This window comes from Bacillus cereus group sp. MYBKT111-2 (assembly GCF_051915205.1).
GTDB classification, from domain to species: Bacteria; Bacillota; Bacilli; order Bacillales; family Bacillaceae_G; genus Bacillus_A; species Bacillus_A paranthracis.
On the sequence record NZ_JBQAEG010000004.1, the window covers coordinates 80502 to 93135 of the forward strand.

Consider the following 12634-nt stretch of genomic DNA (forward strand, 5'->3'; position numbering starts at 1 on the left):
AAAAGACGTAACTACAAATAGTTACGCCTTCCTCATCATTTATCTAGGCTTTTTCTTCCCAGTAAATGCTGGTTTCTTTTTCTTTGGTGCTTTCGGTTTTGTTTCTACAAATGATCCTTTGAACATTTCTTGCTTCGTAAATACGATACCTAGTTTTTTCGCAAATTGTAGTAATTTACGCTCTTCTTGCGGTGTTACAAGAGATACAACAGTTCCTTCTTTACCCATACGTCCAGTACGTCCAGAGCGGTGAATATATTGGTCTACTGTGTCTGGTAATTCCAAGTGAATTACATGTGTTAAATCGTCAATATCGATACCGCGTGCTGCAATATCAGTAGCAAGTAAAATTTCTAATTTTCCTCCGCGGAAAGCACGCATCGTCGCTTCACGCTCTTGTTTACTTGCTTCTGCATGAAGAGCCGCTGCTTTCATTTTACGGAATTTCAATTTCTCTGTAATTTCGTCTAAACGGAATGGGTCGTTTAAGAAAGCAACTGCTTTTACATCGCCCATATGCATAATTCTTCTTACGTAATCATTTTTCTCGCGTCGCTCACAAATGATATACGTATGCTCAACTAAGCTTTTTGACTCTGCACGTGTTACACGTACTAATTGTGGTTCAACTGCTAAGTCACGTGCCGCATCTTCTGCAGCTTTTGTCATTGTAGCCGAGAAGAATACTAATTGACGATCGCGCATCGTAGATTTAATTACATCTTGTACAGCGCCCATCATCTTTTGTTTTACAATTTGATCAAACTCATCAAATACAATTGTTTTCACTTCATGCATTTTTAGCTTTTTCATACGAATTAATTCTAAAATACGTCCCGGTGAACCGACAATCACTCTTGGGTGTTTCTTTAATTTTTCTACTTGGCGCTTAATATCTGCACCACCAATTAAAGATGCACCTGAAATTTCAGTTCCTGCTGTAAACTTTTGAACCTCTTCATGAATTTGCATGACAAGTTCACGTGTTGGTGCTAAAACAACAACTTGTGGCTGTTTTACTTCAGGATTAATTTTATGTAAAAGGGGTAATAAGTACGCTAATGTTTTTCCTGTTCCAGTTGGAGATTCAGCTATAACGTCTTGTCCTTCTAAAATAGTTGGAATCGCTTGTTTTTGAATTTCAGTTAACTCTTTAAAACCAGCCTTCTCCCAAGCTTGTTGTAAAAATGGTTGCATATCTTTTATCATTTGTTTTTCTCCTTTATCTCTATTTTTGAAGAAAATGTTGTATTGTTCGCACCGTTTCTATCATGTGTGAAATAACAGCTATTAAATCATCAACATGGTCTTCTGTAATCGCTTTTTGAAATAGAACCTCTACCTTATTATGATATGAAATCGCTTGCTTATTATATTCGTATGAAAGTTTTTGCGTAATCATTCTTTCTTTTCCCCATATAGAATGCATGAAAGTTTCAATTTCTTCGCACATTACTTCTGGTTTTTCTATCGGGAATGAAAATGCTAATTTCATTTCACAACCTGGTGTAAATTGTGGTACTTCTAATATTTCACCAGACAAGTTCTTTGCATCTACAGATAGTGAAAATGTTGCTTCTACTAACGGTTCGAATGGTTCTGTTAATTGAAATGAAATATGATATATACGACTTAATGAAGCAAGGTCCATCATATCTTTTCGATCAGTTACAAGAATATCTCCATGTAAATCAAAATCATAAACAGCGCCTTCTACGATTACTTTTAAATTATCAAAAGCAGTTGGATCAAACATAATTTCCTCCAAAAAACAGGCGCCTTTCGATGGAAAGGCGCCACTTGATGTATATATAGTTTACAGATAAACGAGATGAATTACAACCTTTTAGAATAAACCTACTGCTTTTCCATCTTCATTTACATCCATTTGTAGTGCTGCTGGTTGTTTTGGAAGGCCTGGCATTGTTAACATTGTTCCTGTTAACGCAACGATAAAGCCTGCACCAATAGATGGTTTTAGCTCACGAATTGTAACGATAAAGTCAGATGGACGACCTAATTTCGTTGCATCGTCAGAAAGAGAGTATTGTGTTTTCGCCATACAAATTGGTAGGTTACTCCAACCTTCGCCTTCATATTGAGCTAATTGTTTACGTGCTTTCGGAGCAAATTCAATATCTTTTGCGCCGTACACTTTTTGAGCAATTGTACGAATTTTCTCTTCTAATGGTAATTCTAATTCATAAAGTGGTGCGTAGTTGTTTTCACCTTTTTCAATTTCTTTTAACACTTTTTCAGCAAGGTCAACTCCGCCTTGACCACCTTTCTCCCAAACTTCTGTTAAGGATACCGCATAGCCACGCTCATTACACCATTCTTGTAAGTATGCAACTTCTGCATCTGTATCTGTAATGAATTTATTAATTGCAATTACGAAAGGCACACCGAAGCTTTGAATTGTTTCAACGTGCTTCTGTAAGTTCTCCATACCTTTTGCTAATGCATCTACATTTTCTTCTTTTAATTGATCTTTTGCTACGCCACCATGCATTTTAAGCGCACGAATCGTCGCAACAATAACAACTGCTTCTGGTTTAATGCCAGCTGCACGAGCTTTAATATCTAAAAACTTCTCAGCACCTAAATCTGCACCAAATCCAGCTTCTGTAATAACATAATCACCTAATTTTGCTGCCATTGTAGTAGCGATAACACTGTTACAACCGTGAGCGATATTCGCAAATGGTCCGCCGTGAATGATAGCTGGTGTATTTTCTAACGTTTGCACTAAGTTTGGCTTTAATGCATCTTTTAATAATAATGTTAACGCACCTTCTACCCCTAAATCTTTAACCGTTACAGGTTGATTTGCAAAATTATAAGCAACTACGATGCGTGATAGACGTGCTTTTAAATCTTGAATATCTGTTGCAAGGCAGAATACGGCCATAATTTCAGATGCTACTGTAATATCAAAACCGTCTTCACGTGGTACACCTTGAACCGGTCCACCAAGACCAATTACTACGTTACGAAGGGCACGATCATTTAAGTCAACACAACGTTTCCAAACGATTTTACGCGTATCAATTCCAAGTGTATTTCCTTGTTGGATATGATTATCAATAAACGCCGCTAACGCGTTATTAGCAGTTGTGATCGCATGGATATCTCCAGTAAAGTGAAGGTTAATGTCTTCCATTGGTACAACCTGTGAAAAACCACCACCTGCTGCTCCGCCTTTTAGCCCCATCGTTGGTCCAAGAGATGGTTCGCGAAGTGCAATTACTGTTTTCTTACCAATTTTATTAAAAGCTTGACCTAAACCAACTGTTACTGTTGATTTACCTTCTCCAGCTGGAGTTGGGTTAATCGCCGTTACTAAAACAACTTTACCGTCTTTCTCATTCTGTAAGCGCTTAAAAATATCAAGAGATAACTTACCTTTATAATGCCCGTATGGCTCTAATTCATCTTCTAAAATATTTAATTCAGCTGCAATTTCTTGAATCTTCTTCATACTTGCTTCTTGTGCGATTTCAATGTCGGATTTAACTGTTGTAGTAGTTGTCATATACCCTAGTCCCCCTTTAATTGGTTCTGATGATATTGTATCAGTTTTTTGTATTTTCTGCACTTATTTACCTCCTAAAAATTCTTTCATTTCTTTATACGTTTTTTAACATAAATACCCATAAGAATGTTAACGATTGTTGTAACTCTGTAGATAGTTGACCTAACATCTTCTCATTTACTCCGCGCTTATATACACCGATTCCATCTACAACTTCAAAACCTTGTTCTTTCGCTAACTGTTCAAATTCCCAGGGCATCATCGTATTACAAACAACGTCTTTGCCGTATAAACGAGGATAACTGTTCTCGCGCGGCTTTGCTGTCGGTCCTAAAATTGCAATACATGCATACCCATCACTTTTTAGAACACGCTTTATCTCATTTAATGCTCGTAATGGCTCCTCGGTCCATTCTAAAGAATTAATTGCCATAATTGCTTCAAATTGTTCATTTTCGAACGGTAAGGACGAAAGATCTCCTTTTATAAAGGATAAATCCGGTCCCTCTCCGCGCTCCTTCCCTTTTTGAATCATCACTTCTGATAAATCTACTCCAACTGCTTTATAGCCCGCGCGACTTAATTTATATGTACCGTATCCATCTCCACAACCAACGTCAAGCACCTTGGCTTCTTTCTTCACATATTGTTCAAAAAATGGAATAATCGTACTCCTACTCCCACTATCCCACATCTCCTGACTATTTTGATTCCAAAACTCTGCACTACTATCCCATTTCTTCTCTGCTGATTCATGCCAATTAAATTTCGTCATACATTCCCCTACCTTCACGCTTTATCACTCATTTCATTCTACATCATTTTCCAAAATTCCTGTTTTATCTTCATTAGGAAATGTACATGCTAATAAAGGAATCTTTATTCTCCAATTTTTGCTTTACTTGGGTTTAACTCATACTCATGTTCTTCTCTTTATGAAAGATAATATAAGTACACCCAATTGAAAGAGAGGGATGTACATGCGAAGAAAGAGAAATCATCATTTTAAAAGTGGTGAAAAAAACGAAGAGTATGCAGCTGAAATATCACCAGCTGGCATTCCAATTAGACATAAACGTAAAGAAATTGCAAATGAAATAGAAGGTACAAATACCGGTGCAATGATAGGCTATGTCGCTTTATTTCTTTCGCTTTTCTCCATTGCATTTTATCCGGTTACACTCGGTTCTCTTGCGATTTTAGTTGGCTTATTAGCTGTCAATTTTGGAGCAAGAACACTTGGATATACAGCAATTGGTTTTGGTAGTTTTTCTGTTTTATTTACTTTACTTTATCCGCTTGCTTTGTCAGCGTTTTAAAAAAACACACCAAGTTATACTTGGTGTGTTCATTCGTGATACAACATAATATGACCGCATCCACAACAATGCTTCGCTGTAATTTCTTGAAACACTGGATAATTTTCTTCATCCCGATGCTCAATAAATACCTTTTCAAATCGATACATATTTGGCGCATATGCCCAATCTTGTTTCGTACGTGCGTATAATGTAGAAGAGAAAAACTCCTCACCGCCACAAACAATACATTCCTTCTTCATCAATATCCCTCCTATGCTTGTCTTACTTCATCTATATGAACATAAGCATAAAAAAAAGACCTTCTATTACTAGAAAGTCTTCTCTGAAACAAAAAGAAATGTACCAAACATTCCTACCCCGCTATATTCTTTTGTAACATCAGCTTCTGTTTTAAATGTTTGCTTTACAGTCATAAAGAATACACCATTTCGTGCATCTGTACTTTCAAATTTTAGTTTTTCTTTTTTACCAGCTACATTTTGTGTGCATTCAAAACTACTCTCGTCACATTTCAATGCATACTTATCTTCTAGATACAATTTAAAATCTGATTCTTTCGGACAAGTTATAAGTAAAATTGCCACAAGAATAATACTTACAATACCCACAATTGTATAATATTTCTTCATTTGTACTCCTTTCAAAAGACAAGAAAACTTGACTGCATGCGCCAAGTTTTCTTAGTCCACAACCCATTGCCACTCTTGTTCTTTCTTATCAAAAATGAGCCACCCTGTCTCTGTTGCTTCTTCTTTTAATTCATCGATATTATCTAGCACCTCATCCGTACTTTCATACGAACCTACTACATATACCGGAATTTCAAGACCCCTTCTTGACTCAATTTTCCCTGCGAGATCAATATAAAGACCATCTTCCATTAATGGAATAAGCCCCATAATCACTTCTTTTGAAATTGCTGGGAAAATTTTTGATTTTTGGAAGAAAGAAAAACGTTTCTTACCGAAAGCACCAAGTTTATAAGGAATAACTTTACTTAACATTCCTACAAAATCAGCAATTCTACGATAATACACTTTGTTGTACCATCCGTCATCATGTGAAAAATAAACAAATCTATTTTTCAATAACGGAAAGAACGTTCTTGCAAGTGGTTCTTTTTTGTGAGCCAAATATAAAAGCTCTGCAATTTCTTTTGGCTCTAGTTCATCTAAATCGCTTGCATCATCAAAATCTACCCAACAAAATTCATCAAATTCATCAATCTCTGCTTGAATTAACTTATGTATATTTTCTTCCTCAACATATTCAAATAAAGTATGATAATGAAAATCTGTCCATTCAAAATTATGCTTTAAAAGCAACACTTGATGAAGCGGTGAAGGGATGTTACTTGCAAACTCTTTAAACGTAATTCCTGATGTAATAAAACAATGACCTCGACGATTACCATTAATATATATCATATTCTTTACTTGGTCAGATCCTCCAGACAAAGCACCTAGCCACCTTCGTTTTATATGTTTCAATTCTATAGCATATTTTAACATGAAAAATTTTAGAAACATAGAAAAAACTTCAAAAACTATTTACAATTTCATGTGTTTTATTACATAGTGATTACAAGAAAAAACACCTGCTTGTAAGCAGGCGTTTTTAAAGGATTTCATCTGGGTTTTGAGGATGATGATTTCCCTCTTTCTTTTCATCTTTTTGGAACATCGATTGAATTTTATCAATTGTTTGTGGAGCTAATTCAATCATTTTCTCTGCTAAATGTGTCGCATTTTGCAAATGAAGAATATTTACTCCATCTTTATTCACCACAAGAAATGCTACTGGTGTAATAGAAACACCACCCGCGCTACCGCCACCAAATGCAGGGTTACCGTTCGCTCTTTGTCCATCATTCGTTTGGAAATCAGAACCTCCTGCTCCAAAACCGAACGCTACTTTAGAAACCGTTAACACTACACCACCGTCAGCCGTTTGAACAGGCTCTCCAACAATCGTATTTACATCGACCATTTCTTTTAAATTTTCCATTGCCGCTTTCATTAATCCTTGAATTGGATGATCCACCGTTCATAACCTCCTTTGTCATATCTTTCCTAGTTTTTCCGAAAGTTTGTGAACTAAACATAAAATTTTATATTGATTTCAAAAAACTTAAGTTGTAATATTTAGAAAAATAAAAAAAGAGGTCGATTCGTTATGATGCGAAAATTAACAAAGAAAGATCATGAACAAGTATTCGCTTACCTAAAAGAAGAAGCAGCCCTTAACTTGTTTATTATTGGAGATATTGAAGCTTTCGGTTATGACACAGATTTTCAAGAATTATGGGGCGTATTTAAAGAGAATGGAACATTAAAATCAATTCTACTCCGATTCCACGATTCATTTATACCCTATAGTAAAGAAGAACTTGTTACCACTGATTATGAGACAATTCTTTCCACATATAAGCCGCTTAAACTCTCTGGTAAGTCAACTATTGTAGAAAGGTTTGAAACTGCTTCCAGTCTACAATTAGGCTCCAAAAATGAAATGTATTTTTGCGAATGTATAGATGCCGACAACTTGCCTAGTACGCCTGCCCAAGAAACAATTAAGCTTGCCACACTAGATGATGTAGAGCGAATTATGCAATTAAGAAGTAGCATCGATGAATTCCCGACTGCTCATGAATCAGAAAAAATTTTAAGGCAAGCTCTCGAAACAAATACAGGACGTACATATTATATTGAAAAAGACGATGCAATCATCGCATCCGCCTCTACTTCCGCTGAAAATTCATTATCTGCAATGGTTGTTGGCGTATGTACACACCCGAATTACCGCGGAAATGGATTTGCTTCACTCATATTACAAAAAATGATTCAAGACTTTACGAAAGAAAGCCGAACACTTTGCCTGTTTTATAACAATCCAACTGCTGGACGAATTTATAAACGGTTAGGATTTAAAGACATTGGGATGTGGACGATGTATCGATAATAAAAAGCTATGTTCGCTTAATTACGATACTTTAGAGGTTGAAAACGTATTATGAGGAATGTTTTTGTTCAATACGGTTGTTGATACCGCTCACTCTTAACGATGTTTATCATTATCCACATTTTACCGCACATCTTACTATTTGTACAAGCTGTAAAGTGTGGATTTCGTTAAATAAATACCGCAAGAAATTGCTTTTTCCGACGAAGTTATCTATAAAATACTGCGCCTCCTTCCGTAATGAAAAGGTACACTATAATAATTAACCCCATTCGCCCTCCTATTTAACAGAAATACAATTAAGTAAATAACTTTGGGATTAAAACGCAGTAAAATACGTAAGTCTTCATATGTATATTATTGCAAAGGTTTGTAACGTAAATTGGACGTAATATATTATAAGTTGCTATTATAGAAGTATTAAATTCGAATAAACGATTACTTAAGCGTCGCAGTAAACATATAGGAGTGATTGAATGTTTCATCCGTATGAAATTGAAGAATTAATAGATGATGGAGTCATTTCTAGTAGATTTCCAAATTTTAACAATCCTATGGATTTCTATGAAGTTGTGAAAATTGACCTCACTAATATTAAAGAATGTATTTTAACGGTAGAATCAACTTTCAAACAAAAAGCCGATGACCCTACTCACTACTACAATATAAAAGATAATGAAAATCAAACAAAGAAAGTATTATCCCCCGATAAAATGTTAGAAGTTTGGCACTGTCATAATACTTATCCTCAATTTATTCGCTATTCTTTTATTACAGGCATATATAGTCTTTTTGAAGAACGTTTTATGAATTTATGTTATAAATATGGCTATCGTTTTAAAAATGGTAATCTAATATCCATTGATGAATTCAAGAGAAGAAAGGAAAACAAGAGTATTAATGGGATATTTTTAGCGAAGAAATACTGCGAGGACATTTTAGGTATAAAAATCGTTAACGATATGTGGGACGAATTAACTTATTATAACCAAATTCGAAACTGCATCGTTCATAGTAGAGGATATACACGTAAAACTCCCTATGAAAATAATAGCTGGAAAAAGGAAAGATTGGAAAAAGCTATTCACGGAATAGATGGGATTGACACAAAGGATGATCTTATTAGAATTAACGATACTGCTTGCCTTCATTTCATTCAAATAACTGAAAAATTCATTAAATCGCTCTGTAAACAAATCCCTATAGATAAAACAAATTAGTAACCTAATCTAAGATGGCGGGCTCTCGAGCTGTGTGAAACCCGCCATTTATCCTAACTCGATTATTTACGCATTACATTACAATCTACACCACAGTAATACAAATACATTACTCATTATATAACCTTCATATTATCTTTGTTATTATCAGCTAAGTATACACTTAAAACGCATTTCTACCGTCCTATTGCGTCAATATCTACCCTACTTTTCGATTGTACTTACGCATACGCTCCCTCGACTGTCTCTTACGCACCCCCTCACGACATCCATCACAGTATTTAGCACGATTACCTTTAGCGATAAAGTGATTGTTACATACCTCGCATACTTTACCGTTCTGACCTTCGTCAAAATATAACGCATATAATTCGTTATCAGCAGGTAGTACATGCGTTTCGAAATAGTCACAGCGTTTACTTTCGAATTTTACTTCTTTATCTCGATAATGCATCGAATGTAAAAACGGACATCTCTCCTGATATATGCAGTTACCTTCCTTCGGAGTATAGCAAGCGCAGGTATCTCGTATTAATCGTTTTACTTGTGTTTCTATTTTCACAATATCGCTCCTTATTTTTGGATAAATAAAAAAGAGCCGCTAAAAGCGACTCATTAAAAAATTTGGTGTTACCGTTTAACAGTAGCTAGGAGGCCAGGCATCGCACCAAACATTGATTATTCTTTTACAATTCCTTTTTGTGTTGCGTCGATTTGTTCGTTTCTATCTACTAAGTAAATAGGCCTACTGTATCCATCTCTATAACTACTTAATTGAGGAATGATAGCAGACACGTCACCCATTACAGATTCGAGTCTAGTAATTTCTTTTCTAACCTTGTCATACTCTTCTTGTATAGTGTCATACATCGCTTGATTTGAACGAATACTATTCAAAGAAATAGAACCGTCCGGGGCATTTCGATACATTTCTAAACTTAACTCCTGCGCTCTACTGCGCAACTCAATTACCTCTAATGAAATACTATTCGTTAATTCCCTCAACGTCTCGTTAACCTCAAATGTATATTCGTGGGTTTGGTGTGTTAAAATGTAATGTTCCGATTGTGCCTTTAAAAGTGCTTTTTTAGCTGTAAGTATTTTCTCCCGTGCTTTTTCTTCCTCCGTTAATTTACCTGCAACGATTTCTTCCGCTTCCTTCTTCGCCTCACTAACGTGCGTAATTAAGTCTTCCATCTCATAGTCGGATACCTTAGTCTTACCTATGTTTAGAATGGCGATTTCTTTATGAATCCCCGCGATTTCAGCGTCAATTTTATCTATCGCCACCTGGTCTAACCCCTTGACTGGATCATACGCCTCAATAATACCGCTACGTTTCGCCTCTAATTCCATGATTTCCGTTTTCAACTCATGCTCTCGGTCAAAAAACGCCTGCTTCTGTTTCGATTTACTTAAGATAAATTCCTTCGCCTTTTCAATAAATCCCAATGCCATTAGTTTGTTCCTCCTTGTAATTTTTGAATTTGCGTTTCAATCGAAGATAATCTAACGTATGTCCTTACGTCTCAACTATCCGATTTTATATACTCCGACTTCTCTTTTTCGTATAATGCTTGCAGTTCTTCAAGCGACATGGCTTTGATTACTCACCGTAAGCCCTCCTCGTCATCTTCATACTCATAATTGTCTTCGTCACCTTCTTCGGTCCAAATAGTCTCCTCCGGTGGTACTATTTCAAAAGAGCCGTCGTCATACCAGATAACTGTTTCCGTATTTTCCTGTACTTGATTTCCGATTATTACGTTAGATTCCTCACGGGAAACTTCAATTCGCATGTACTCACCCTCATTTTTAAGTATGATATGATTAGAATATTTTTAAGTAGTTTTCAAAGAAACCAAAAAATTCTTCGTTAAATTCAAATCTATCAGCCAGTTTAGCTTTTACTTTAGGTGTAAGTTCTAGACTACCGGTTTCAATGCGTCCCACTGTCGCAAGGGAGACACCGATAAATCTAGCAAACTCATTTTGACTCATGTTTTTATATAAACGAATTGCACGGAACATCTCGTTCGTCATCGTTCTACCTCCTTTTATTACTAGAAGTCTTAAAAAATAGATTTTCATTACTCCCTCTATACCTTTTTTACTGTGGCTAATCTACTTCTTTGTCCCTTTCGTTATATGGTGCAACCCGTTTAGATTTTCGTTTCCCTCCAATTATTCCATCCCGTTGTTTCGCCGCATGTATTGCCGTTATTTTATTAGGGGAATAAGGTGCTTCGTACTTCCACGTATGCTTTAACATTTCATATTCTTGTACGTAGAACGGATACTCAAGCCACCATACGTGGCACGTATCACGCTTAGCTTTTTTCGGATTCAATAACGCTTTATCCGCACGTATTATCGCTCGTTTCAACGTATCAAGATCAACTTTGCATTTACTACAACACGTTTTACTGTTGTTCGGTCGAGCTTTATCTCGGTAGTAATAACCGCAATATGCACACCGCTTAATACGCTTGTCCGTTTTATCGTGCAGCCTTCCCTTTAAAAGTTGTTTGATTATTGGTAGCGCCTCATAGCTCTTTAAGTCACTAGTAAAATGTTCCGCGAAATCAATCGCTCCTTCGCCTGGATTGCGGTAGATTATTTCATTCGTTTTAATAACCTCCTCTAGTTCTCTATATTTCGGATTGTCCAAAAGGAACACTCGGCTTGTCTTTCTTTCTATTTCTTTTAAATACCATCGATTCTATATATTGATAAGTAATTCAACGACTATATTAAATAGGAAGTATTTTCGTTAGAAAATGATTCCCAAGGCTTGTGAGTGTAAGCGAATAGCCTTGCAATATGTTGCTTACTTATATAAGTTGCTTACTTAATACATTGCTTACTCTACGTTCCTTTCGAACAAAGAATCATTATAGATAGTCCGTAATGGACTCCCCATCACTATCAGAATGTTCCTTTGGGACACTCGGTACTTTTCTAGCTTCATGACTCTTTCGAATATCGTCATATAATCGTTGTCGTTGCTCCTCATACCTACGTTCCCTATACGTTTTATTCCGAACTTCAATTTCGGTAGCCTTTTCTAAAAACTCATCGACATATTGCTGATAGGTTTTGAGGAAATCGTCGCGTTTTAACGGGTCATGAACGATAAAATAATCTTTATTTGCCACCATTGGCGATTTTTTAATCTCCACCAATCCATAGGTTTCTAAAACTTTCAATCTAGTATTAAACGCTTTTCTCCCCATTCCGGATTGCAGTTGCAAATACTCTCGGCAATGCCATACTGTATGTAATAAATCCTCGTTATTTGTATTTCGCCAAGACCGCATATAAGCATACAAGCCCACAATATCGGAATTAAATTCAGGTAATAACGTGTATAGTCTCACCAGCGAATTCGATACACGTGAAAAACCGGTAGGATCGCCGAAATTTTTTTTAAGTGTATCTTCCGCTAGGATATTTGCATCTTCAATTTCTTTTTCCATACAAACGTCCTCCTTCGTAATTTTTACCACCTATACTTATTAGGACGCGTGAGTTGCTCTTTTCGCGCACTTTTCGATTAAATAAACGCATAAAAGAACGTGTGTAGGCGCACGCTC

General features: G+C 36.1%; 17 protein-coding genes. 3 read left to right on the forward strand and 14 right to left on the reverse strand.

Annotated features, from left to right (window positions below; translation table 11 throughout):
• Window positions 1-39 precede the first annotated feature (39 nt).
• From ACTFNE_RS12655 to ACTFNE_RS12670, 4 genes are all read right to left on the reverse strand, one after another.
• Window positions 40-1209 (reverse strand): DEAD/DEAH box helicase, encoded by a 1170-nt coding sequence (locus tag ACTFNE_RS12655; RefSeq protein WP_000588613.1) that lies wholly within the window; start codon window positions 1207-1209, stop codon window positions 40-42.
• Between the two features lie 19 nt (window positions 1210-1228).
• Complete coding sequence (locus ACTFNE_RS12660) at window positions 1229-1756, reverse strand: hypothetical protein (RefSeq protein WP_000460208.1); 528 nt, start codon at window positions 1754-1756, stop codon at window positions 1229-1231.
• A gap of 90 nt (window positions 1757-1846) precedes the next feature.
• The gene (locus ACTFNE_RS12665) at window positions 1847-3535 is read right to left on the reverse strand and encodes a formate--tetrahydrofolate ligase (RefSeq protein ID WP_012644371.1); all 1689 of its coding nucleotides are present in this window, start codon (window positions 3533-3535) and stop codon (window positions 1847-1849) included.
• A 94-nt stretch (window positions 3536-3629) separates the two neighbouring features.
• Complete coding sequence (locus tag ACTFNE_RS12670) at window positions 3630-4328, reverse strand: class I SAM-dependent methyltransferase (protein WP_141108616.1); 699 nt, start codon at window positions 4326-4328, stop codon at window positions 3630-3632.
• A gap of 187 nt (window positions 4329-4515) precedes the next feature.
• Between ACTFNE_RS12670 and ACTFNE_RS12675 the strand changes: the two genes are divergently transcribed.
• Window positions 4516-4854 carry a hypothetical protein gene (locus tag ACTFNE_RS12675; protein ID WP_001253199.1) on the forward strand — a complete coding sequence of 113 codons (339 nt, stop codon included), beginning with the start codon at window positions 4516-4518 and terminating at the stop codon, window positions 4852-4854.
• 29 nt (window positions 4855-4883) lie between these two features.
• On the opposite strand, the gene ACTFNE_RS12680 is transcribed toward ACTFNE_RS12675, so the two are convergent.
• From ACTFNE_RS12680 to ytfJ, 4 genes are all read right to left on the reverse strand, one after another.
• Window positions 4884-5096 carry a hypothetical protein gene (locus tag ACTFNE_RS12680; protein ID WP_000711202.1) on the reverse strand — a complete coding sequence of 71 codons (213 nt, stop codon included), beginning with the start codon at window positions 5094-5096 and terminating at the stop codon, window positions 4884-4886.
• 69 nt (window positions 5097-5165) lie between these two features.
• A complete protein-coding gene (locus tag ACTFNE_RS12685; RefSeq protein WP_000761178.1) occupies window positions 5166-5486 on the reverse strand; it encodes a hypothetical protein in 321 nt (106 codons plus the stop codon).
• A gap of 51 nt (window positions 5487-5537) precedes the next feature.
• Window positions 5538-6314, reverse strand: a complete 777-nt coding sequence (locus tag ACTFNE_RS12690; protein ID WP_000014090.1) for an oxalate:formate antiporter — start codon at window positions 6312-6314, stop codon at window positions 5538-5540.
• A gap of 160 nt (window positions 6315-6474) precedes the next feature.
• On the reverse strand, window positions 6475-6900 hold the full coding sequence (ytfJ, locus tag ACTFNE_RS12695) for a GerW family sporulation protein (RefSeq protein ID WP_000349987.1): 426 nt from the start codon (window positions 6898-6900) through the stop codon (window positions 6475-6477).
• Window positions 6901-7032: 132 nt separating this feature from the next.
• Here ytfJ and ACTFNE_RS12700 point away from each other — a divergent pair, with 132 nt between their 5' ends.
• Entirely contained in the window at window positions 7033-7818 is a 786-nt protein-coding gene (locus ACTFNE_RS12700) for a GNAT family N-acetyltransferase (protein ID WP_046197576.1), read from the forward strand.
• Between the two features lie 476 nt (window positions 7819-8294).
• Complete coding sequence (locus tag ACTFNE_RS12705; RefSeq protein ID WP_270705238.1) at window positions 8295-9038, forward strand: hypothetical protein; 744 nt, start codon at window positions 8295-8297, stop codon at window positions 9036-9038.
• Between the two features lie 199 nt (window positions 9039-9237).
• On the opposite strand, the gene ACTFNE_RS12710 is transcribed toward ACTFNE_RS12705, so the two are convergent.
• From ACTFNE_RS12710 to ACTFNE_RS12735, 6 genes are all read right to left on the reverse strand, one after another.
• Window positions 9238-9600 carry a cysteine-rich VLP protein gene (locus tag ACTFNE_RS12710; RefSeq protein ID WP_176580987.1) on the reverse strand — a complete coding sequence of 121 codons (363 nt, stop codon included), beginning with the start codon at window positions 9598-9600 and terminating at the stop codon, window positions 9238-9240.
• Between the two features lie 116 nt (window positions 9601-9716).
• Window positions 9717-10496 (reverse strand): hypothetical protein, encoded by a 780-nt coding sequence (locus ACTFNE_RS12715; RefSeq protein WP_176580986.1) that lies wholly within the window; start codon window positions 10494-10496, stop codon window positions 9717-9719.
• Window positions 10497-10648: 152 nt separating this feature from the next.
• Window positions 10649-10837 (reverse strand): hypothetical protein, encoded by a 189-nt coding sequence (locus tag ACTFNE_RS12720; protein WP_176580985.1) that lies wholly within the window; start codon window positions 10835-10837, stop codon window positions 10649-10651.
• A 31-nt stretch (window positions 10838-10868) separates the two neighbouring features.
• The gene (locus ACTFNE_RS12725) at window positions 10869-11081 is read right to left on the reverse strand and encodes a helix-turn-helix domain-containing protein (RefSeq protein ID WP_000180602.1); all 213 of its coding nucleotides are present in this window, start codon (window positions 11079-11081) and stop codon (window positions 10869-10871) included.
• Between the two features lie 76 nt (window positions 11082-11157).
• Entirely contained in the window at window positions 11158-11709 is a 552-nt protein-coding gene (locus ACTFNE_RS12730) for a hypothetical protein (protein ID WP_270705241.1), read from the reverse strand.
• 223 nt (window positions 11710-11932) lie between these two features.
• Entirely contained in the window at window positions 11933-12517 is a 585-nt protein-coding gene (locus tag ACTFNE_RS12735) for a hypothetical protein (RefSeq protein WP_176580970.1), read from the reverse strand.
• Window positions 12518-12634 lie beyond the last annotated feature (117 nt).

What these genes read in the sequence shown, in the direction of transcription:
- ACTFNE_RS12735 (WP_176580970.1), bottom strand. Translation starts at nt 12,517, where the DNA reads ATGGAAAAAGAAATTGAAGATGCAAATATCCTAGCGGAAGATACACTT.
- ACTFNE_RS12660 (WP_000460208.1), bottom strand. Translation starts at nt 1,756, where the DNA reads ATGTTTGATCCAACTGCTTTTGATAATTTAAAAGTAATCGTAGAAGGC.
- ACTFNE_RS12705 (WP_270705238.1), top strand. Translation starts at nt 8,295, where the DNA reads ATGTTTCATCCGTATGAAATTGAAGAATTAATAGATGATGGAGTCATT.
- ACTFNE_RS12725 (WP_000180602.1), bottom strand. Translation starts at nt 11,081, where the DNA reads ATGACGAACGAGATGTTCCGTGCAATTCGTTTATATAAAAACATGAGT.
- ACTFNE_RS12685 (WP_000761178.1), bottom strand. Translation starts at nt 5,486, where the DNA reads ATGAAGAAATATTATACAATTGTGGGTATTGTAAGTATTATTCTTGTG.
- ACTFNE_RS12655 (WP_000588613.1), bottom strand. Translation starts at nt 1,209, where the DNA reads ATGATAAAAGATATGCAACCATTTTTACAACAAGCTTGGGAGAAGGCT.
- ACTFNE_RS12680 (WP_000711202.1), bottom strand. Translation starts at nt 5,096, where the DNA reads ATGAAGAAGGAATGTATTGTTTGTGGCGGTGAGGAGTTTTTCTCTTCT.
- ACTFNE_RS12720 (WP_176580985.1), bottom strand. Translation starts at nt 10,837, where the DNA reads ATGCGAATTGAAGTTTCCCGTGAGGAATCTAACGTAATAATCGGAAAT.
- ACTFNE_RS12675 (WP_001253199.1), top strand. Translation starts at nt 4,516, where the DNA reads ATGCGAAGAAAGAGAAATCATCATTTTAAAAGTGGTGAAAAAAACGAA.
- ACTFNE_RS12715 (WP_176580986.1), bottom strand. Translation starts at nt 10,496, where the DNA reads ATGGCATTGGGATTTATTGAAAAGGCGAAGGAATTTATCTTAAGTAAA.
- ACTFNE_RS12665 (WP_012644371.1), bottom strand. Translation starts at nt 3,535, where the DNA reads ATGACAACTACTACAACAGTTAAATCCGACATTGAAATCGCACAAGAA.
- ACTFNE_RS12700 (WP_046197576.1), top strand. Translation starts at nt 7,033, where the DNA reads ATGATGCGAAAATTAACAAAGAAAGATCATGAACAAGTATTCGCTTAC.